Below are 19110 nucleotides of genomic sequence, written 5' to 3'. Positions count from 1 at the left end.
CGGTGAGAGACGTGCTGATCGCGATCGCGGCGCATTTCGCCGTGGCCGCGATGCTGCCGCTCGCCGCCCGCCGCTGCGGACGCGCCGCGTTCGCGATCGGCGCGCTGGTGCCCGCGGGGTCGCTCGCCCTCGCGCTCACCTACCTGCCGGGGGTGCTCCGTGGGACACCGCACGGGGAGTCGGTGCACTGGGCCGAGCGGATCGGGTTGCTGTTCACCGTCCGGCTCGACGCGCTCGCCATGCTGATGACGCTGCTGGTGACCGGGGTCGGCGCGGTCGTGCTGTGCTACTTCGGCCGCTACGCCGACCGGGACGAGCCGGGGCACGGCAGGCAGGCGGGGCTGATGGTCGCCTTCGCCGGCGCGATGCTGGGCCTGGTGCTCGCCGACGACGTGCTCTCGCTGTACGTCTACTGGGAGATCACCACGATCGCCTCGTTCCTGCTCGTCGGCGGTGCGGGCCGGGACGAGGAGTCCCGCCGCTCGGCCAAGCAGGCACTGGTGGTCACGGTGTTCGGCGGGCTGGCGCTGCTGCTCGGGCTGATCGTGCTCGCGGTCGCGGCGGGTACGTTCCGCCTCTCCGGCATCCTCGCCGACCCGCCGGACGGCGCCGCGGTCACCGCGGCCGTCGCGCTGCTGCTCGTCGGCGTGGCCACGAAGTCGGCGCAGGTGCCGTTCCACCCGTGGCTGCCCGCCGCCATGGTCGCCCCGACCCCGGTCAGCGCGTACCTGCACGCCGCGGCCATGGTGAAGGCGGGTGTCTACCTCGCGGCCCGGCTCGCTCCGGCGTTCGCCGACCGGCCGGTGTTCTGGGTGCCGCTCGTCGTGCTCGGCCTGTGGACCATGGTGCTCGGCGGGTTCCGTGCGCTGCGCCAGCACGACCTGAAGCTGCTGCTCGCCTTCGGCACGGTGAGCCAGCTCGGCTTCCTGCTGGTGCTCGTCGCGGTGGGCACCTACACGGCGGCGCTGGCCGGCGCGGCGATGCTGCTGGCACACGGCCTGTTCAAGTCCACCCTCTTCCTCACCGCCGGCGCCGTCGACAAGGGCACCGGCACCAGGGACATCCGCGAGCTCTCCGGGCTCGGGCGGCAGTGGCCCCAGCTGGCCACGCTCGCCGGGCTGGCCGCCGCGTCGATGGCCGGGCTCCCGCCGTTGCTGGGTTTCGTGGGCAAGGAGGCGGCGCTGAAGGCGTTCCTCCACGCCACCCCGAAGGACGTCGCCGTGCTGTGCGGCATCACCGCCGGGTCCGTGTTCACGGTGGCGTACACGCTGCGGTTCCTGGTGGGCGCGTTCGGCACCCGGCCGGGCGCGGCACCGAGCCGGGCGAAGCCACCCGGCGCCGTGTTCACGGCGGCGATCGCGGTCCCGGCGCTGGCGGGGCTGGTCGTGGGGCCAGGGGTCGGCTGGCTGGCGCCGCTCGCGGCCGGTTACGCGGAGGCCCTGCCCGGCGCCCACGACTACCACCTGGCGCTGTGGCACGGGCTGACCCCGCCCCTGCTGCTGTCCGTCCTGGTCCTCGCCACCGGGTACGCCGTGTACCGCGCGGGCCGGGCCGTGGCGGTGGTGTCCGGCCGCGTCCCGGAACCGCTGCGGGCCCAGCGCGGCTACGACACCGCCGTGTCCGGCCTGATCAGGCTGGCGCACGGCGGCACCGGACGCATCCAGACCGGGTCGCTGCCGGTGTACCTGGCCGTCATCCTGCTGACCGTGGTGGCCGCTCCGGGCACGATGCTGCTGCTCCGCGGCCTGCCTGCGATCGAGGCACCGTGGTCGCGGTCGTGGCTGCAGCTGCCGCTCGCGGCGATCGTGCTCGCCGCGGCGGGCGCGGTGCTGCGCGCCCGCCGCAGGCTCACCGCCGTCCTGCTCACCGGGATGATCGGCTACGGCGTCGGCGGGTTGTTCCTCGTGCGTGGCGCGATCGACCTGGCACTCGCCCAGTTCCTGGTCGAGACGCTGACCCTGGTCGTGTTCGTGCTGGTGCTGCGGCGGCTGCCCCCGCCGTTCGCGCGGCCGGGCCGGGAGCGGACCGGTGGCCAGGCCCGCTCGGGGCAGCCCGCGCTGCGCCGGGCCGAATGGCGCAAGGCGCTGGTCGCCGCGCTCGGCGGGACGTTCGTCGCGGTGCTGGCCACGGCCTACTCGGCCGGCCGGGAGCGGCTGCCCCCGGCCAGTGCGTGGTACGTCGACAACGCCAAGCCCGAGGCCGGGGCGACCAACGTGGTCAACGCGATCCTCGTCGACTTCCGGGCACTGGACACCATCGGCGAGATCACCGTCCTGCTGGTCGCGGCCACCGGTGCGGCCAGTCTCGCACTCGGCGCGGGCCGGGCGCGGCGGCGCACGATGCCGAGGCCAGGGCGGGACGAGCGAACGGAGGTGCGCCGGTGACCGACGATTCGACCGGCTCCATCGGGCCCGCGGAGCCCACCGACGAGCCCGTCGACTGGGAGAGCTGGGACGTTCCCACGGAACGCTGGCTGCGCGCCGAGCACGGCGCTCCCGGCTGGCCGCGGTCCCTGCTGCTGGAGATCGCCGTCCGGATCGCGTTCCCCACCGTGCTCGTGCTGTCGGTGTACCTGCTCTTCGCCGGGCACTACGACGTCGGTGGCGGCTTCCCCGGCGGGCTCGTGGCCGGGTTCGCCTTTGTCATGCGCTACGTCGCGGGCGGCAGCGTCGAGCTGGCCGCGGCGGTGCGGATCAAGCCGCCCGCGCTCATCGGCGCGGGGCTCGGGATCGCGGTGCTGACGGCGCTGGTGCCGCTGGGGTTCGGCCTGCCCGCGCTGACCAGCGTGCAGTGGCACCCGCACGTACCGGTGCTCGGCGAGCTGAGCATCGCCTCCAGCCTGCTCCTGGACGTGGGTGTCTACCTGCTCATCGTCGGCCTCGTGCTCGACCTGCTCCGCACCCTCGGCGCCGGTATCGAGACCAGGGACCTGGAAGGGGAGGCACGGTGAGCATCGATCTCGTCACCACCGTCCTGCTGGGCGTGCTCTACGCGACGGGGTTCTACCTGCTCATGCAGCGTTCGCTGATGCAGGTGATCCTCGGGTTCCTCGTCGTCGGGCACGCCGCCAACCTGTTCCTGCAGGCGGCGGGCGGGCCGCCGGGGGCTCCGCCGTTCGTCGGCGTCGTGCCCCAGGAGGACATGGCGGACCCGCTGCCCCAGGCGCTCGCGCTGACCGCGATCGTGATCACCTTCGGCCTGACCACGTTCCTGCTCGCGCTGGCCTACCGCGCGTGGGTGCTGCTGGGCCACGACGAGGTGCAGGACGACCTCGAGGACCGCAGGGTGCGGCGTGCGGAGATCGCCGCGGAGCGGGAGGAGGCGGGGTGAGCGCGCTCGTCCCGCTGCCCGTTCTGCTGCCGCTGCTCGCGGCGGCGTTCTCGCTGGCGGTCGGGCACTTCGCCACCGTGCAACGGGTGCTCAACCTGCTGGTGCTCAGCGGCATCGTGGTCGTGGCGGCGCTGCTGCTGGCCCGGGCCGACGGCAGCGGCCCGGTGGTGCTGCAGCTCGGTGGCTACGCGCCGCCGTTCGGCATCACGCTGGTCGCCGACCGGCTGTCCGCGCTGCTGCTGCTGGTGTCGATCTCGGTCATGCTCGCGGTGCTGGTGTTCGCCATCGGCCAGCGGATCACCGACCAGGGGCGCGCGTCCACGTCGACCGCGTTCCACCCGATGTACCTCGTGCTCTCCGCCGGGGTGTCGCTGGCCTACCTCACCGGGGACCTGTTCAACCTGTTCGTCGCGTTCGAGGTGATGCTGTCGGCGTCGTACGTGCTGATCGCGCGCCGGACCAACGCCGAGCGGGTGCGGCCGAGCATGACCTACGTCATCGTCAGCCTCACCTCGTCGCTGCTGTTCCTCACCATGGTCGCGGTCGTGTACACGGCCACGGGCACCGTGAACCTCGCCGATCTCGCGGGCCGGATCGCGCTCCTGCCGGACGGCGCGCGGGCCGGTCTCGCCCTGCTCATGGCCGTGGTCTTCGGGATCAAGTCGGCGGTGGTGCCGCTGCACTTCTGGCTGCCGGACAGCTATCCCACCGCGCCCGCGCCGGTGACCGCCGTGTTCGCCGCCCTGCTCACCAAGGTGGCGGTGTACGCGCTGATCCGCACGCAGACCCTCCTGTTCGGCGACGCCACCAGCGGCACGTTCCTGCTCGTCGTCGCCCTGCTGACGATGCTGGTCGGGGCGCTCGGCGCCATCGCGCAGAACGACCTCAACCGGTTGCTGTCGTTCCTGCTGGTGAGCCACATCGGCTACATGGTGTTCGGGCTCGGGCTGTTCACCGAGATCGGGCTCAGCGGCGTCATCCTGTACGTGGTGCACCACATCGCGGTGCAGGGCGCGCTGTTCCTCGTCGGCGGGCTCGTCATCCGGCACGCGGGCACCCCGTCGCTGCGGCACATGCGCGGGTTGGCACGGAGCTATCCGCTCGTCGCCGTGCTGTTCGCGATACCCGCGCTGAACCTCGCGGGGATCCCCCCGTTCTCCGGGTTCGTCGCGAAGGTGGTGCTGCTCAGGGCGGGCGCGGAGGCGGCGACGCCGCTCGCCTACGTGGTGACCGCGGCCGCGGTGGCGACGAGCTTCCTCACCCTGTTCGCGCTGAGCAAGGTGTGGGTCGGCTCGTTCTGGGGGGAGCCGGCGCCCGCCGTGCCCGACGTGGATCCGACCGACGACGTCACCGTGGGCACGGGCGAGTCGTCGCGGCCGATGCTCGCCGCGACCGGTGGCCTCGTGCTGGCCGGGCTCGTGTTCGCGGCGCTCGCCGGGCCGCTGTCGGGGGTGAGCGAACGCGCCGCGCACGACCTGCTCGACCAGGGGCCCTACCGGGCGGCGGTGCTGGGCGAGGCGAGGGCGGCGCCATGACCGGATCGACCGGATCGACCGGAACGGGTGGCGGCCGTTTCTCGCTGACGCTGTTCTGCTGGCTCGTGATCGTGTGGCTGCTGCTCTGGGGTGGTCTCCGGCCCGTCGTGCTGCTGTCGGCGCCGCTGGTCGCGCTCGGGGTGCTGCTGCTGTTCCCGATGCCCACGCGCAGGGTGCCGGTGCTGCGCCCGCTGCGGTTGCTGCGGCTCGCCGGTTTCGTGCTGCTGGACCTGGTGGTCTCCGCGGTGCGGAACTCCCGGGAGGTGGTCCAGTACGGGCGCGACGTGCGGGCCGCGGTGGTGGCGGTGCCGGTGCTGTCCGATGTGGACCATGTGGTCGCGACGGCGGCGAACCTGGTGTCGCTGACCCCGGACAAGTTCGTCCTGCACATCGACCGCAGAGGTGGCGTGTACTACGTGTACTGCCTCGGCGTGCGGTCGGACGAGCAGGTCGCGCGCGCCCACGACCAGGTGATCGACCTGCAGGTGCGGGCCGTGCGGGCGCTCGCGCCCTCCGCCGAGGCGAGGGACGCCGGGCGGCGCGCCGACCGCTGTCACCGCCGGGGTCCCGTCTCACCCGAGAAATCACCCGAGGAGGAACCGTGACCTGTCCGGAACCGATCGCGGCAAGCTCCCCAATGTGGCATTGGGTGCGTTGGACGCACCGAATGCCGCATTGGGTGCGTGGGACGCACCGGGTGCCGCTTTGGGTGCGGGGGATGCACCGGGTGCCGCTTTGGGTGCGGGGGATGCACCGAACGCCACATTGGGTGCGCCGGACGCACCGAACGCCACATTGGGTACGCCGGACGGGAGGGAGCCCGCCGTGACCGCCGTCTACGTCGCCACGTTCGGCATGCTGTCGGTGGCCGGGTTGCTGACCGTGGTCCGGCTCGTCCGGGGCCCGCGCACGCTGGACCGTGTCCTCGCGCTGGACGTGCTGCTGGTGCTCATCGTCGCCGGGGCGGCGGCGAGCATCGCGGTGACCGGCCGCGGGCTCGTCGTCGCGGTGCTGCTCTCGGTCGCGCTGCTCAGCTTCATCGGCTCGATCAGCGCCATCCGGCTCGTCGAGCGCTGGGAGGGGCACCGGTGATCGTCCGGGACGTCGTCACCGCCGTGCTGCTGCTGTCCGGGGCGGGCTTCTCGCTGCTGGGCGCGCTGGGCCTGCTGCGGTTCCCCGACGTGCCCACGCGCCTGCAGGCGGCCACGAAACCACAGACCCTCGGCCTGCTGCTCGTGCTCGCCGGTGCCGCGCTGCGGGCGGACGCCGAGCACATCCCCGCGCTCGTGCTCGCCGGGCTGTTCCAGGTGATCACCGCCCCCGTGCTGGCCCAGCTGTTCGGCCGCGCGGCCTACCGGACCGGCGACTACCTGCCCTCCGTGCTGGTCGCCGACGAGCTGGCCGAGCGGTTGCGCGACGAGGGTGGGCGGCCGACTGATCCACCCGGGTGATGGGCAGGCAGAATGGAGCCCCGCAGGTGTCGGACGACGGGACGAGGAGAACGGTCCGTGGCGGGAGCCCTACACGGCGTGGTCGCACTGGACGGCCCATCGGGAACCGGGAAGACCACCGTGGCGCGCACGCTCGCCGCCCGGCTGGGCGCGGGTTACCTGGACACCGGTGCCATGTACCGGCTCGTGACGCTGGCGGTGCTGCGCGCGGGCGTCGACCCGGCCGACGCGACGGCGGTCGCGGAGCTGGCCCGCCGGGTGGAGATCGGGGTCGGCACGAGCCCCGAGCTGCCGAGGGCCCTGCTCGCGGGCGAGGACGTGGGGGAGGAGATCCGCACGGAGCCCGTCAACCGCGCCGTCTCCGCGGTGTCCGCGGTACCCGAGGTGCGCGCACTGCTGGTGGCGAGCCAGCGGAGCATCATCGCCCAGGTGCTGGAGGGCACGGGCGGGATCGTGGTGGAGGGCCGCGACATCGGCACCACCGTCGCTCCCGACGCTCCGCTCAAGGTGTTCCTCACCGCCTCGGAGGAGGTCCGGGCCGCGCGCCGCAGCGCACAGGACACGGCCGCGGGCCGGGAGTCCTCGCCGGACGAGGCCAGGGAGTCGGTCGTGCGGCGCGACCGGCTCGACTCGACCCGCGCGGCGTCCCCGCTGCGCGCGGCCGACGACGCGGTCGTGTTCGACACCTCCGAGCTGAAGATCGACCAGGTGATCGTCGCCCTCAGTGAGCTGGCCAGCCAGCGGGGGCTGCTGGGGTGCGCGGTCGAGGCACCGAAGTGACCGGAACGGGCCTGCCCGACGGTGCCGTGCCCTGGCTGCACGACGTCGCCAGGCTCATCGCGCGATGCCTCTACCGCCCCGCCTTCCGGATCCGCGTCGACGGGCTGGAGCGGGTGCCGCGCACCGGTCCGGTGGTGCTCGTCGCCAACCACAGCTCGCTGGTGGAACCGCAGCTCATCTTCGGAATGCTGCCGCGCCGCTCGGTGTTCCTGGTCAAGAGCGAGTTGTTCGCCGGACCCGCGGGCCCGGCACTGCACCGGATCGGCCAGGTCCGGGTCACCCGGGGCGCTCCGGACCGTGAGGCGCTGGCGACCGCCGTGCGCGTGCTGCGGGACGGCGGGCTGGTGGCCGTGTTCCCCGAGGGCACCCGGGGCGCGGGCGACGTGGCGAGCGCGCAGCAGGGGGCGGCCTGGCTGGTCCGGGTCACGGGCGCGGTGGTGCTGCCCGTGGCGGTCCGCGGCACGCTGCGCCCTCCGGGGACGCGGCGGCGCTTCCGGCCCCGGGTGGACCTGCTCGTCGGCGAGCCGTTCGCCCCGGACGTCCCGAGGGGACGCGCGGGGCTGGCCGAGGGCACCGAGCGCATCCGCGCCACGCTCGCCGCCCTCGTGGAGAGACTTGACACGCGAAGAAGAGAGAGACGATGACCGAGGCTGATGGCACGTGGTCCGACGAGGCCGAGTTCACCACGCTCGACGAGCAGGTGGGCGGCGCGGACGCCGGCGAGGAGACCGCGCTCGCGCAGCCGGTGCTCGCCGTCGTCGGCAGGCCGAACGTCGGTAAGTCCACTTTGGTCAACCGCATCCTGGGCCGCCGGGAGGCGGTCGTGCAGGACGTGCCGGGCGTGACCCGGGACCGGGTGGCGTACGACGCGCTGTGGAACGGCAGGCGGTTCACCGTCGTGGACACCGGCGGCTGGGAACCCGGCGCGACCGGGCTGCAGGGTGCCGTGGCCGCGCAGGCGGAACTGGCGATGTCCACAGCGGACGCCGTGTTGCTCGTGGTGGACGCCACCGTCGGCGCCACGGCCACCGAGGAGGCCGTGGCGAGGGTGCTCCGCAGGTCCGACCGCCCGGTGCTGCTCGCGGCGAACAAGGTGGACGACGAGCGCCTGTTCGCCGAGACGGCGTCGCTGTGGTCGCTGGGACTCGGCGAGCCCTATCCGGTGAGCGCGCTGCACGGCCGCGGCTCCGGCGACCTGCTCGACGCGATCGTCACGGCGCTGCCCGAGGCGCCGAGGGACGGCGAGCGAGTGGCCGGTCCCCGGCGCGTCGCGCTGGTCGGCAAGCCCAACGTGGGCAAGTCGAGCCTGCTGAACAAGCTCTCGGGCGAGGAGCGGGCCGTGGTTGACTCGGTCGCGGGCACGACCGTGGACCCGGTCGACTCGCTCGTGGAACTCGACGGGGAGACGTGGCGGTTCGTGGACACCGCGGGCCTGCGCAAGCGTGTGCAGACGGCCAGCGGTGCCGAGTACTACGCCGCGCTGCGCACCCGCACCGCGATCGAGGCCGCCGAGGTGGCGATCGTGCTGCTGGACGCCAGCGAACCACTGTCCGAACAGGATCTCCGGGTGGTGTCGATGGTCGTCGACGCCGGCCGGGCGCTGGTGCTCGCCTTCAACAAGTGGGACCTCGTGGACGAGGACCGGCGGCACCAGCTGGCGAAGGAGATCGACCGCGGGCTGGTGCGCGTGCCGTGGGCGGAGCGGGTCAACGTCTCCGCCCTCACCGGCCGGTCCGTGCGCAAGCTGGCGCCCGCGCTGCGGACGGCGCTCCGGTCGTGGGACCAGCGGGTGCCGACCGGTCAGCTCAACGGCTGGCTGTCCGAGCTCATCGCGGCCACGCCGCCGCCGGTGCGCGGCGGCAAACAGCCCAAGGTGCTCTTCGCCACGCAGGCGGGAATCCGCCCGCCGACGCTGGTGCTGTTCACGACCGGGTTCCTGGAGGCGGGCTACCGCCGTTTCATCGAGCGGAAGTTCCGCGAGCGTTTCGGCTTCCAGGGCAGCCCCGTGCGCATCAACGTCCGCGTGCGGGAGAAGAAACCCCGCAAGGGCCGCTGACCGGGACGCGATGGCATCCTGATGGCCGCGCGGTATGCCGAGCGCACTCGTCGTCCATCCCCCGCGCGATGGTGGTGTACCTCGCCGACGGCGGCGGTACCGGGACTGGTCATCCCGGGTGCGGGGGCCCACCGGTTCGGTGCAGCACGTACCCGGCGTGGTGCAGGATTCCGCCCACCTGCTGACCGAAGGCCCAGAAACCCTGGTCGTCGAGGTAGGTGATCCGGTCCTCGTGCACCCAGTAGCGTCCGGTGTACGCGTCGGCGCGACCCCCGCGTGTCTCGGAGTAGCGGCCACGGGCTGTGAGGTACTGGGTCATTCCCCGGTCGCGGTCGGTCCACGCGCCGCGCCAGGCGGACCCGGGGTCGGCGGGCGGCCGGGCCGGGGTGCCGTGCCGGGCTTCGACCCGCTCGCCGACGACGACGGCGAGCAGGTCGCGGGGGCTGACGACGAGCATGTGACGGATGCGGTCCTCCCGGACGGAACCTCGGATCACGGCGAAGGCGGCGCGGTTGCCGGGTGCCAGGTCGTCGCGGTTGCGCTCGTGCGGGGCGCGGGCCCGGACGGCACTGTCGACGAGCAGCGGAACCGCGGAGGCGCCCGCCGCCTCGATGGTCACGGCGTCCGGTGCCGCCGGCCGGCGGCTGGATCCGACGTGTGTCACCGTCCCGTCCGTCACGACGATGTCGCCCCTGGTCTTGCGCGAGGGGGTGATGTGCACGACCGCATCGCGGACGACGAGCAGGCCGGAGCGCGAGGTCATCGGGCGATCGCCTCCTGCCGGTCCGGGCCGGGCAGCCGCGCGGCGATCGACTCGACGGACGCGTGCACCTGGTCGCGGAGGTCGGCGATGTCGACGCCGACGAGCCGGCGGTCCCACTTGCGCAGCCGCCCGGCGACCCAGACGGCGGTGATGTTGCTGCGGTCGGCACCGAGCACGAGGGTCCCGACCGGGTCGTGTAAGGGCATGGTGTTGAGGTCTTCGGCATCCACGACGATCAGATCCGCCTGCTTGCCGGGAGTGAGGGATCCGGTGACGGCGTCGAGTCCCAGTGTGCGGGCTCCGGAGAGAGTCGCGAAGTCGAGCACGTCGCTGGTCGTGATCCGCGCCGGTGCGGTCCCGGTGCCGTAGGCAGAGTGGACGGCTCGCATGCGCTGGACGCTGAGCAGGGTGCGCATCTGGGTGAACATGTCCGAAGCGAGAGCGACCTCGACGTCGATGGACAGTCCGGGCCGGATTCCGTGGGAGAGTGCTTCGTCGACCGGTGGAACGGCGTCCTCGAGACCGATCTGGGTGTCGGAGGTGGGTGCGAGCGAGACGGTCACCCCGGCGTCGCGCAGGGCCGACCACGCGTCCGCCGACAGGGCGGTCGAGTGGATGGATTCCAGGTGCGGTCCGAGCAGGCCCGCGCGCTGCCAGCGCAGGATCGCTTCGGAGGCCGCGGGCCCGAACATCACGTCGAGGCTGACGCCGATGTCGAGGTCGGCCGCGACGCGCGCGAGGTCCGGACCGTAGGCGAGGTGTGGGCCGGCGATGTCCGGTGTGGCGAGGGCGGCGAGCCGCAGCGTGACGAGCTGGTCGCCGGCGGAGAAGTAGGTGTTCTTCAGCCGGGTGAGGTCGGCTGGCCACTGCCGGTCCCAGCTGCCGAAGTGAGGGCCCATAGCGGCGTGTACCCCGCGGATTCCGCTGTCGATCAGCGCGGTGACCGCGGCGTCGGAGTGCGCGCCGGTACGGGAGTTGTGCGAGAAGTCGAGCATCGTGGTGATGCCGCAGTCCAGCGCCGTCAGCGCGGCCAGCCGGGTGCCGACGTACATGTCGTGCGGCCGATAGGCCGGTGCGACCCGGGCGAGCGTGGACGTCAGGTAGCCGGCGAGGTCGTCGACGTCGGGAATGGTCCGCCGCATCTGCGCCTGCCAGGCGTGGCGGTGGGTGTCCACGAAACCCGGAGCCACCACGGATCCGGTCAGGTCGACCACGACGGCGTCCGTGGCGTGCAGGCGGTGGCCGACGTCGGCGATGCGGTCGCCCTGGATCAGGACGTCGGCGCCGTGGAGAATGCCGAGCGCCGGGTCCATGGTGACCACCGTCGCGCCCGTGAGCAGGATCGTGCGGCGCGGGTCGGCCTCGGCGGCGAGGAGAGTGGTGGACAGCGCTGCGGAACGCTGCCGGGGGCGGGAGGTCATCGGTTCTCCTTGCTCATGATGCTCATGATGTGACTGGCGTGGTGCGGTCGCCGTCGATCCGCTGGCGACCCTGAGAAGGGGTGTGGTCAGACGGTGCGCACGGCGGCGCCGGGGACCGCGGGCACCGCGGAGGTGCCGGTGGTCAGGCCGGGTCCGCCGCCCGGGGTGCGCGCCGGGACATCGGTCAGGATGGCCGGAAGACCGGCCCCGGTCGGGACGGCTTCCGGATCGGTCCGGGTGAGGGTGAGGTGCTCGTGCATGGGTTCACCCTCCGCGGTCACCGTGGCGCCGGGAAGGGACCGGACCTCCTGGGAGTGTCAGGACCTGGTTCCCGGGTTCGGCGCCGGTCAGACTGCGGACGGGGTGCGTGACCAGCCGGTGGGGAAGGCGATCATGCGATGGCCTGCCGACCGCGCGCCGGGACGCTCGCGGCGGCATGGCCGAGCCGGGCGGCCGGTGTGCCGAGTGCCGGCTCCCGCGCCTCGCGTGCGCGCGTACGCTCCGTGATCCGTGCACCGGAAACGGCCCGGCGGGATCGGCCGGACCGCACGGGAGCGTCCCGCACTCCGGCCTGGCGGCATCGCGGGACCTGGGTGAGCACCCCGGGGGCCGCTCGGTGGGTCACCGTGCCGCGGCGCGCCGACTCAGCGGGATGTCGACGAGCCGCGGTTCACCCGCGGGCGAACCCGCGTCGACCCAGTGCGCGAGACGCTCGGGCGCGAACAGCTCGTCGATCGCCATGAACGCGGCACCGACGAGACCCGCGCGGTCGCTCAGAGTGGACCGGGTGATCCGGAGCTCCCGGGTCGCCAGCGGCAGCGAGCGCCGGTACACCGACTCCCGGACCGCCGCCAGCAGCAGGTCACCGGCGCCCGCGACCCCGCCGCCGATGATCACGAGCGCCGGGTTGTAGAAGCTCACGAGCGTGGCCAGCAGGCTGCCGATCAGCCTGCCCGCCCGGGTGAGCAGCTCCACCGACGTCCGGTCCCCGCTCTGCGCGGCGCGCGAGATGTCGGCGGCCCGGATCGTGCCCGTGGTGGCCAGGACGTCGGCGAGGAAGGGGCTCCGGCCCTCCCGGGCGGCGACCAGGCCGTCCCGCGCCAGCGCCGCGCCACCCGCGTACGCCTCGAGGCAGCCGGTGTTGCCGCAGCGGCAGACGACGGCCTGGTCGTCGGCGACCGCCGCGTGCCCGATGTCGCCCGCGCAACCCTGGCTGCCCCGGTGCAGCTGGCCGCCGGAGACCAGCCCGGCGCCGATGCCCGTGCCGATCTTGACGTAGAGGATGTCGCGCTGTCCCTTGGCCGACCCGGCGCGCAGCTCGCCGAGCGCCATCGTGTTGACCTCGTTGTCCACCCACACCGGCGCGTCGAACCGGGTCGCGAGCCGGTCGCGCACGGGGTAGCCGTCCCAGCCGGGCATGATCGGTGGGGCACTGGGGCGGCCGGTGGCGAACTCGACCGGGCCCGGCAGGCCGATCCCGATCCCCCACACGGCGAGGTCCTCGTCCGGGTACGTGGCGCGGACCTCGGCGATCAGCTCGTCGAACAGGTTCTCCACGCGCTCCAGGACCGGCTCGGGGCCCTGTGCGATGTCGGTGGGCTCCTCGCGCTCGGCCAGGACGTGGCCGGCCAGATCGGTGACGCCGGTGCCGACGCTCGTCGCCCCGAGCTCCGCGGCCAGGATCACCCCCGCCCGCGCCCGGAACCGCAGCTCCCGTGGCGCGCGGCCGCCGCTGGACGGACCCAGCGCGCCCTCCTCGACGAGACCGCACGCGGCGAGCTGGTTGACCCGTTGCGTCACCACGGTGCGGCCGAGACCGGAGTGACGCCCGATCTCCGGCCGGGTGCGCGCGGCACCCGTGCGGATGAGGTCGAGCACGGTGGCCAGGCTGTCCACGTGCTCGGTCGTGTGCGCGCCCGGGTTCGGTCCTGTCTGCTGCACCTGCACCCGCATATCTTCCACTACGCGCCCGGCTACAGCAGACTCACTCCGGCGGCGTGCCGGGATGGAACACGGGTACCCGGGCGTTGGAAGGTGCTGAGCTACCGCCAAGGCGACCCAGGAGGTTTCGTGCCGGACCCGGAAGAGCTGTACGAGGTGGACTCCGACGTCCCGGTGCTGGACGGCGCGGTGCTGCTGCACCATCTCGACGGTTTCGTCGACGCCGGTTCGGCCGGGAACGCGGTCGCCGAGCACCTGACCTCCGAGCTCGGTGGCCGGGTGGTGGCGCGCTTCGACGTGGACCGGCTGATCGACTACCGCTCCCGCAGGCCGCCGATGATCTTCGCCACGGACCACTGGGCCTCCTACCAGGCGCCCGAGCTGGTGATCCGGTTGCTGCACGACCACGAGCACACGCCGTTCCTGCTGCTGACCGGACCGGAACCGGACCGCGAGTGGGAGCTGACCGTCGCCGCGGTGCGCAGCCTGGTCGAACGCTGGGGCGTCCGGCTGACGGTCGGCTTCCAGGGGATCCCGATGGGCGTGCCGCACACGCGGCCGCTCGGGGTCACCGCGCACGCGACCCGCTCGGAGCTGGTGGGCGGTTTCCGGCCACTGTTCAACCGGATGCAGATCCCGGGCAGCCTCTCGGCGCTGCTGGAGCTGCGGCTCGGGGAGGCGGGGCACGACGCGATGGGCTTCGCCGCACACGTGCCGCACTACCTGGCGCAGGCGACGTACCCCGCCGCCGCGTTGACCCTGCTCGACTCGATCGAGCGTTCCACCGGGCTGGACCTGCCGAAGGACGCGCTGCGGGATGCCGCGCGCCACACCGACGCCGAGGTCGAGCGGCAGGTGGCCGATTCGGAAGAGGTCGCCGACGTCGTGCGGGCACTCGAGCAGCAGTACGACGCGTTCGCCGCCGCGTCCGGCCGGGAGAGCCTGCTGGCCGATCCGGAACAGCTGCCGACCGCCGAGGAGCTGGGCAGCGAGTTCGAGCGGTTCCTCGCCGAACAGCAGGGCCGTCCCGACCCGGGCGAGTCGTAGCGGCCGCGGCGCCGGGTCAGCCGCTCGTGGCCGCCCCGACCGCCTCGGCCTCGGGCTCGCGTTCCTGGCCAGCCCGCGGCCTGCCCGCCAGCAGCACCGGCTCCGGTGAGCGCTTGGTGACCAGCGTCGCCACGCTGCCGAGCAGGCGCGGGGAAAGGCCGCTGCCGCGCCTGCCGAGGACGACGAGGTCCGCGTGCTCGGTGCGGGCGCGTTCGAGGAGCACCCGTGCGGGCTGACCCGCGACCACCTCGGTGACGACCGTGACGTGCCGTGGCAACCAGGCCGCCCGGTCGGCGAGCAGGTCGTGGCAGCGCTGCTGCGGCTCGGCCAGGTCGAACTCCCCGACATCGGGGTCGGCGGCCGCCACGAGCACGACGCGGCCCGCCGTGCCGCCGAACAGGCGGGCGGTGTCGCGCACGGCCTCGTCGGACTCCGCCGAGCCGTCCACGCCGACGAGCACGGTGACGCCCTCGCCTTCGGTCCCGCCGTCGCTGGGGGAGCGTTCGAGCACGGTGGTGCGCCGGGTCGCGCGTTCCACGGCGATCGGGACGAACAGCAGGCCGAGCACCCCGCCGACGACGTACCAGCGCCAGTCGCGGTGGCCCTGCCTGCCCAGGATGAAGGCGACGGACGTGAGGCCGACCAGTACCCAGAGGGCGGCCAGCAGGATGACTTGCGCAACGATGGGCATCGCGGGCTCCAGACGTACGGGTGCGATACCACCAGGGTGCGCCGTGGCGGCCCTCGCCGCCCAGGGGCGAACGCACCGCGGCGCCGGGACCTTCGGCCCGCCCGGTGCGCCGGTGCGGTCGTGACCGCTTCAGGGCCGCGTCAGGACAGCGACTTCCGCATCACCGTGCAGGTCGTCTCGTACCGCCGGACGATGCCGTCCGGACCTTCCACGTCCCAGGAGTCCGGTTCCCGGCCGTAGCCGACGTAGCCGAGCCGCTCGTAGAGGGCGCGGGCGCGGGGGTTGTTCTCCTCCACGCTCAGTTCGGCCCTGCGCAGGTTCCTGGCGAGAATCCGCCGCTCCGCGGCCTGGATCAGCAGGGTGCCGATACCGCACGACCGCAGCGCGGGATGCACGGCCAGCTGCCACAGCGTGCCCGCACCCGGGCGGACCTGGTAGTCGATGCCGCCGATCGCCACCGGTATGCCGGAAGGGGGACACACGGCCAGGTAGTCGACCTCACCGCGCCGGGCACGCACGAGCTCCCGCGCCACCTGCTCCAGGTGCAGCCCGGTGCCGGACCAGGAACACCACCGCAGGTCCTGGTCGGTCAGCTCACGGACCGACAGGCTGACGATCACCTCGGCCACCCAGGAGCACCTCCGGCTCGCCGGCGGGAAAACACCGGTGGAAAAGGCGCGGACTTGACAAGAAATGGACAATAAAAAATTGGCGTGTCTTCCCATAAGAAAGGAAAACCCGCCGAATCTAATGTCAGTTTAGGCGCTGTGAGGGGCATGTGTCAACTCAGGGGTACGAAGACGAATTGCGGGCCGAGCGGGGTTATGTGGCCGGGCTCTACGCGCGACTCGACGGCGAGCGCGTGCGGGTGCGGGCCGCTTACAACGCGGCGTTGCGGGGGACCGGTGGGACGCCCATGGAACGGGACGTCGAGGTGCGCGCGCTGGCCAGGGAGATGAGGCGGCTGGACGTCGCGGACAACGGGTTGTGCTTCGGCCGGCTGGACGCACGCTCCGGCGAGCGTTCGTATGTCGGCCGGATCGGGCTTTTCGACGAGGAGAACGGCCACGAGCCGGTTCTGCTGGACTGGCGGGCGCCCGCGGCGCGGCCCTTCTACACCGCCACCGCCGTGAACCCGGAGAACATGCGACGACGCAGGCAGTTTCACACCCGGGGACGCCGGGTGCTCGATTTCACCGACGAGGTGTTCGGCCGCCCGGGCGACGCGGAGCGCGGCGGCCGGGGAGACGCGGCGCTGCTCGCGGCGGTCAACGCGCCGCGCGGGGAGGGCATGCGCGACATCGTGGCGACGATCCAGGCCGAGCAGGACGAGATCATCCGGCTCGATCACCCCGGGGTGCTGGTGATCGAGGGTGGGCCGGGCACCGGCAAGACGGTGGTCGCATTGCACCGGGTGGCGTACCTGCTCTACATCCAGCGGGAGCGGATGGAACGCCACGGTGTGCTCGTGGTCGGGCCCAACCCGGCGTTCCTGCACCACATCAGCCGCGTGCTGCCGTCGCTGGGCGAGACGGACGTGGTGTTCATGACCCCCGGCGACCTGGTGCCCGGGCTGCGTGTCACCGCCGAGGACACCGCGGAGGCCGCGCGGCTCAAGGGCTCGTGCGCGATCCTGGACGTGCTCGCCGCGGCGATCGCCGACCGGCAGCGGGTGCCCGAGCAGCCGCTGCCGGTCGCACTCGGCGGCGTCCCGATGCGGATCGACGCCGAGACCGCGGAGTGGGCCAGGGAGGAGGCACGCGCGAGCGGGCTGCCGCACAACGAGGCGCGCGCGGTGTTCGCCGAGATCATCACCTACGTGCTCACCGAACGGGCGATCGCCCGGATCGGCCGGGGCTGGCTGACCCGCGAGGACCGGGAGGCGTGGGAGCGGATGCGGGCTGATCTGCTCACCGAGCTCGCGAACGACGACGCGTTCACCGCCGCGCTCGACGAGCTGTGGCCGGTCCTGACCCCGCAAGCGCTGTTGGCGCGGCTGTACGAGTCCCCCGAGCGGCTGCGGGCGGCCGGTGCGGACCCGGCGCTGTGGCGCGCCGACGGCGCGGCCTGGACGGTGTCGGACGTGCCGCTGCTCGACGAGCTGATCGACCTGCTGGGCGGGGACAAGCAGGCGGACCACATCGCCGAGCGGGAACGCAAGGCCGAGGCCGAGTACGCCGAAGGCGTGCTGGCCCAGCTCGTCGACCGCCAGGACTCGATGGACGACGAGGACCACCTGTTCGCCACGGACCTGCTCTACGCCGAGGACCTGGCCGACCGGTTCGTCGAGCGGGACACCCGTGACCTCGCCGAGCGCGCCGCCGCGGACCGGGAGTGGACCTACCGGCACATCGTGGTGGACGAGGCCCAGGAACTGTCCGCGATGGACTGGCGGGTGCTGATGCGGCGCTGCCCGAGCCGATCGTTCACCGTGGTCGGTGACCTCGCCCAGCGCCGGTCGCCCGCCGGAGCCACCTCGTGGGCGGAGATGCTGGAGCCCTACGTTCCCGGCCGCTGGGTCTACCGGTCGCTGTCGGTGAACTACCGGACCCCGGCGGAGATCATGACGGTCGCGGCCGACCTGCTCACCGAGTTCGCCCCCGAGGCGCGGCCGCCGGAGTCGGTGCGCGCGTGCGGCGTCCGGCCCTGGGCGCGACAGGTCACCATGGACGAACTGCCCGCCGCCATCGAGGAGTTCGTGCGGCAGGAAGCGGGTCGCGAAGGCACCAGTGTCGTGATCGGACCCGCGGACGTGCCCGGAGCGGTGCCGCCTGCGGGGACCAAGGGCCTGGAGTTCGACGCCGTCCTGGTCGTCGAACCGGAACGGATCCTCGCCGGGGGCCCGCGTGGCGCGGCGGAACTCTATGTCGCGCTCACCCGCGCCACCCAGCGCCTCGGCGTCCTGCACCGCGAGCCGCTGCCGCGGGCACTGGCCGGACTCGCCGGCACCGGGACACCGGCCCGCGCGGGGAACTCGCGGACCGGCTAGCGGCTCGCGGACGCGCACGGGAGAGTCCCCGGTCCCGGTGGCCCGGGACGGGGGGGGGCTCCCGTGCGCGATACCGGAGCCGGAAGGGGAGACAGCGGGCGGTCCCCTCGGCTCCGCCGGTTCAGGCTGCGGCCTGGAACAGCGCTTCCGCCTCGGTGACCGCCCGGTGGAGGGCCCCGGGTTCCGGCCTCAGCCCGGCGGTGATCGCGTCGACGTCGCGCAGACCCGCCCGCCGCAGCAGCCTCTTCTCGTTGGTGGCCCACTCACCACGGGCTGCCAGCACCGCGTGCGCTGTCTGCATGGCGGCGGTGGCGAGCGCGCCCGCGACCTCGGTGGCCTGCCCGCGCGGGGCGTACGCGCCCCGGGCGTAGTGCAGGGTCAGGGCCGCCCGGCCGTGCCACACCGGTGGGGCCGACTCGCGCAGCGCCTCCGGGTAGGCAGGGCGGGGCAGGTCGCCGTGCAGCACCCGGTTGACGGCGAGTTCGGCGACCACCAGGTAGCTGGGGATGCCCGCGAGGTGGAACATCAGCGGTTCCCAGCGGAAGCGGCCTTGCCGGGCCTCGGCGAGCTCGTGCTCCACGGTGTCGAGGTCGCGGTAGTGGACGTCGACGTGCCGGCCGTCGATCGTGAGCCAGGCGCCACCGTTGAAGACACCGCCGCCCCAGCCGCCGACCTCGGACACCTCGCCGTCCCAGCCGATCGCGCGCAGGTGCGCGGGGTCGAAACCCTCGCGGTAGTAGACGGCGAAGTCCCAGTCGCTGTCGGGGGTGTGGGTGCCCTGAGCACGCGACCCGCCGAGGGTGACGGCGTGCACGGCAGGCAACGCGGCCAACCGGTCGGCGACATGGCGGAGGAACGTCTCGTCGGTCATCAGTGATCCGATCAGGCGAAGTGGACGGTGAATAAGGACGCGGCCGACGCCGCACCGACGCGGGAGCAGGGGCTCGGACAGCGTCGTGCGGGTCGGTGCGCGGAAGCCGTGTTGTCACTTCACGGAAGAGATCCTACGACTCCGGCGTGCTCCACCCCGGCCTGGGTGCCGCCGGTATGGACCGGCGTGGCCGCGGGTGATCCCCGCCCCCGCGGACGCGGTCGTCAACGCTGAT

19 protein-coding genes are annotated in these 19110 nt (G+C 73.2%); 12 read left to right on the top strand and 7 right to left on the bottom strand.

The genetic code is table 11. The annotated features are described in order from the left end of the window. The first annotated feature begins 11 nt into the window (after window positions 1-11). From mbhE to der, 10 genes are all read left to right on the top strand, one after another. Window positions 12-2384: a hydrogen gas-evolving membrane-bound hydrogenase subunit E gene (gene mbhE / locus B0I33_RS30500; RefSeq protein ID WP_106180500.1), complete on the top strand. Its 2373-nt coding sequence runs from the start codon at window positions 12-14 to the stop codon at window positions 2382-2384. After that, window positions 2381-2950, top strand: a complete 570-nt coding sequence (locus B0I33_RS30495; RefSeq protein WP_245900872.1) for an MnhB domain-containing protein — start codon at window positions 2381-2383, stop codon at window positions 2948-2950. The genes mbhE and B0I33_RS30495 overlap by 4 nt, the downstream gene beginning before the upstream one ends. Then, window positions 2947-3330 (top strand): Na(+)/H(+) antiporter subunit C, encoded by a 384-nt coding sequence (locus B0I33_RS20850; protein WP_106180498.1) that lies wholly within the window; start codon window positions 2947-2949, stop codon window positions 3328-3330. The genes B0I33_RS30495 and B0I33_RS20850 overlap by 4 nt, the downstream gene beginning before the upstream one ends. After that, a complete protein-coding gene (locus tag B0I33_RS20845; RefSeq protein WP_106180497.1) occupies window positions 3327-4865 on the top strand; it encodes a Na+/H+ antiporter subunit D in 1539 nt (512 codons plus the stop codon). The genes B0I33_RS20850 and B0I33_RS20845 overlap by 4 nt, the downstream gene beginning before the upstream one ends. Next, the gene (locus tag B0I33_RS20840) at window positions 4862-5470 is read left to right on the top strand and encodes a Na+/H+ antiporter subunit E (protein ID WP_106180496.1); all 609 of its coding nucleotides are present in this window, start codon (window positions 4862-4864) and stop codon (window positions 5468-5470) included. Before B0I33_RS20845 ends, B0I33_RS20840 begins: the two co-directional genes overlap by 4 nt. A 220-nt stretch (window positions 5471-5690) precedes the next feature. Beyond that, window positions 5691-5957, top strand: coding sequence for an MrpF/PhaF family protein (locus B0I33_RS20835; protein WP_106180495.1), 267 nt, complete (start codon window positions 5691-5693; stop codon window positions 5955-5957). Beyond that, the gene (gene mnhG, locus B0I33_RS20830) at window positions 5954-6316 is read left to right on the top strand and encodes a monovalent cation/H(+) antiporter subunit G (protein WP_181193386.1); all 363 of its coding nucleotides are present in this window, start codon (window positions 5954-5956) and stop codon (window positions 6314-6316) included. Before B0I33_RS20835 ends, mnhG begins: the two co-directional genes overlap by 4 nt. Window positions 6317-6394: 78 nt before the next feature. Next, complete coding sequence (gene cmk / locus B0I33_RS20825; RefSeq protein WP_106180494.1) at window positions 6395-7096, top strand: (d)CMP kinase; 702 nt, start codon at window positions 6395-6397, stop codon at window positions 7094-7096. Further along, window positions 7093-7740, top strand: a complete 648-nt coding sequence (locus B0I33_RS20820) for a lysophospholipid acyltransferase family protein (RefSeq protein WP_106180493.1) — start codon at window positions 7093-7095, stop codon at window positions 7738-7740. The genes cmk and B0I33_RS20820 overlap by 4 nt, the downstream gene beginning before the upstream one ends. Continuing rightward, window positions 7737-9152, top strand: a complete 1416-nt coding sequence (der, locus tag B0I33_RS20815; RefSeq protein ID WP_106180492.1) for a ribosome biogenesis GTPase Der — start codon at window positions 7737-7739, stop codon at window positions 9150-9152. Before B0I33_RS20820 ends, der begins: the two co-directional genes overlap by 4 nt. Before the next feature lie 109 nt (window positions 9153-9261). On the opposite strand, the gene B0I33_RS30490 is transcribed toward der, so the two are convergent. The 4 genes from B0I33_RS30490 to B0I33_RS20795 form a co-directional block, all read right to left on the bottom strand. Further along, complete coding sequence (locus B0I33_RS30490) at window positions 9262-9915, bottom strand: Atu4866 domain-containing protein (RefSeq protein ID WP_106180491.1); 654 nt, start codon at window positions 9913-9915, stop codon at window positions 9262-9264. Continuing rightward, window positions 9912-11336 carry an amidohydrolase family protein gene (locus B0I33_RS20805; RefSeq protein WP_106180490.1) on the bottom strand — a complete coding sequence of 475 codons (1425 nt, stop codon included), beginning with the start codon at window positions 11334-11336 and terminating at the stop codon, window positions 9912-9914. Before B0I33_RS20805 ends, B0I33_RS30490 begins: the two co-directional genes overlap by 4 nt. An 86-nt stretch (window positions 11337-11422) precedes the next feature. After that, window positions 11423-11596 carry a hypothetical protein gene (locus B0I33_RS30040; RefSeq protein WP_181193385.1) on the bottom strand — a complete coding sequence of 58 codons (174 nt, stop codon included), beginning with the start codon at window positions 11594-11596 and terminating at the stop codon, window positions 11423-11425. Between the two features lie 361 nt (window positions 11597-11957). Next, the gene (locus B0I33_RS20795; RefSeq protein ID WP_106180488.1) at window positions 11958-13289 is read right to left on the bottom strand and encodes an ROK family protein; all 1332 of its coding nucleotides are present in this window, start codon (window positions 13287-13289) and stop codon (window positions 11958-11960) included. Between the two features lie 117 nt (window positions 13290-13406). On the opposite strand from B0I33_RS20795, the gene B0I33_RS20790 reads away from it, so the two are divergent. Next, window positions 13407-14324, top strand: a complete 918-nt coding sequence (locus tag B0I33_RS20790; RefSeq protein ID WP_106180487.1) for a proteasome assembly chaperone family protein — start codon at window positions 13407-13409, stop codon at window positions 14322-14324. A gap of 16 nt (window positions 14325-14340) precedes the next feature. Here the strand turns inward: B0I33_RS20790 and B0I33_RS20785 are convergent, their stop codons facing one another. Both B0I33_RS20785 and B0I33_RS20780 read right to left on the bottom strand, forming a co-directional pair. Further along, entirely contained in the window at window positions 14341-15015 is a 675-nt protein-coding gene (locus B0I33_RS20785) for a universal stress protein (protein ID WP_106180486.1), read from the bottom strand. 140 nt (window positions 15016-15155) lie between these two features. Further along, window positions 15156-15644 (bottom strand): GNAT family N-acetyltransferase, encoded by a 489-nt coding sequence (locus B0I33_RS20780; RefSeq protein WP_106180485.1) that lies wholly within the window; start codon window positions 15642-15644, stop codon window positions 15156-15158. 149 nt (window positions 15645-15793) lie between these two features. Between B0I33_RS20780 and helR the strand changes: the two genes are divergently transcribed. Continuing rightward, the gene (gene helR, locus B0I33_RS20775; protein WP_181193383.1) at window positions 15794-18004 is read left to right on the top strand and encodes an RNA polymerase recycling motor ATPase HelR; all 2211 of its coding nucleotides are present in this window, start codon (window positions 15794-15796) and stop codon (window positions 18002-18004) included. A 121-nt stretch (window positions 18005-18125) separates the two neighbouring features. On the opposite strand, the gene B0I33_RS20770 is transcribed toward helR, so the two are convergent. Further along, on the bottom strand, window positions 18126-18875 hold the full coding sequence (locus B0I33_RS20770; RefSeq protein ID WP_106180483.1) for a nucleotidyltransferase domain-containing protein: 750 nt from the start codon (window positions 18873-18875) through the stop codon (window positions 18126-18128). Window positions 18876-19110: the final 235 nt, after the last annotated feature.

It is taken from the genome of Prauserella shujinwangii (genome assembly GCF_003001955.1).
Lineage (GTDB): Bacteria > Actinomycetota > Actinomycetes > Mycobacteriales > Pseudonocardiaceae > Qaidamihabitans > Qaidamihabitans shujinwangii.
The sequence above is the reverse complement of the archived record's forward strand: the minus strand, read 5'-3'. Positions and strand labels throughout refer to the sequence as shown.

Coding starts and splice junctions, on each gene's coding strand:
- B0I33_RS20840 (WP_106180496.1), top strand. CDS start 4,862: ATGACCGGATCGACCGGATCGACCGGAACGGGTGGCGGCCGTTTCTCG.
- der (WP_106180492.1), top strand. CDS start 7,737: ATGACCGAGGCTGATGGCACGTGGTCCGACGAGGCCGAGTTCACCACG.
- B0I33_RS30490 (WP_106180491.1), bottom strand. CDS start 9,915: ATGACCTCGCGCTCCGGCCTGCTCGTCGTCCGCGATGCGGTCGTGCAC.
- B0I33_RS20805 (WP_106180490.1), bottom strand. CDS start 11,336: ATGACCTCCCGCCCCCGGCAGCGTTCCGCAGCGCTGTCCACCACTCTC.
- B0I33_RS30040 (WP_181193385.1), bottom strand. CDS start 11,596: ATGCACGAGCACCTCACCCTCACCCGGACCGATCCGGAAGCCGTCCCG.
- B0I33_RS20795 (WP_106180488.1), bottom strand. CDS start 13,289: ATGCGGGTGCAGGTGCAGCAGACAGGACCGAACCCGGGCGCGCACACG.
- B0I33_RS20785 (WP_106180486.1), bottom strand. CDS start 15,015: ATGCCCATCGTTGCGCAAGTCATCCTGCTGGCCGCCCTCTGGGTACTG.
- B0I33_RS20770 (WP_106180483.1), bottom strand. CDS start 18,875: ATGACCGACGAGACGTTCCTCCGCCATGTCGCCGACCGGTTGGCCGCG.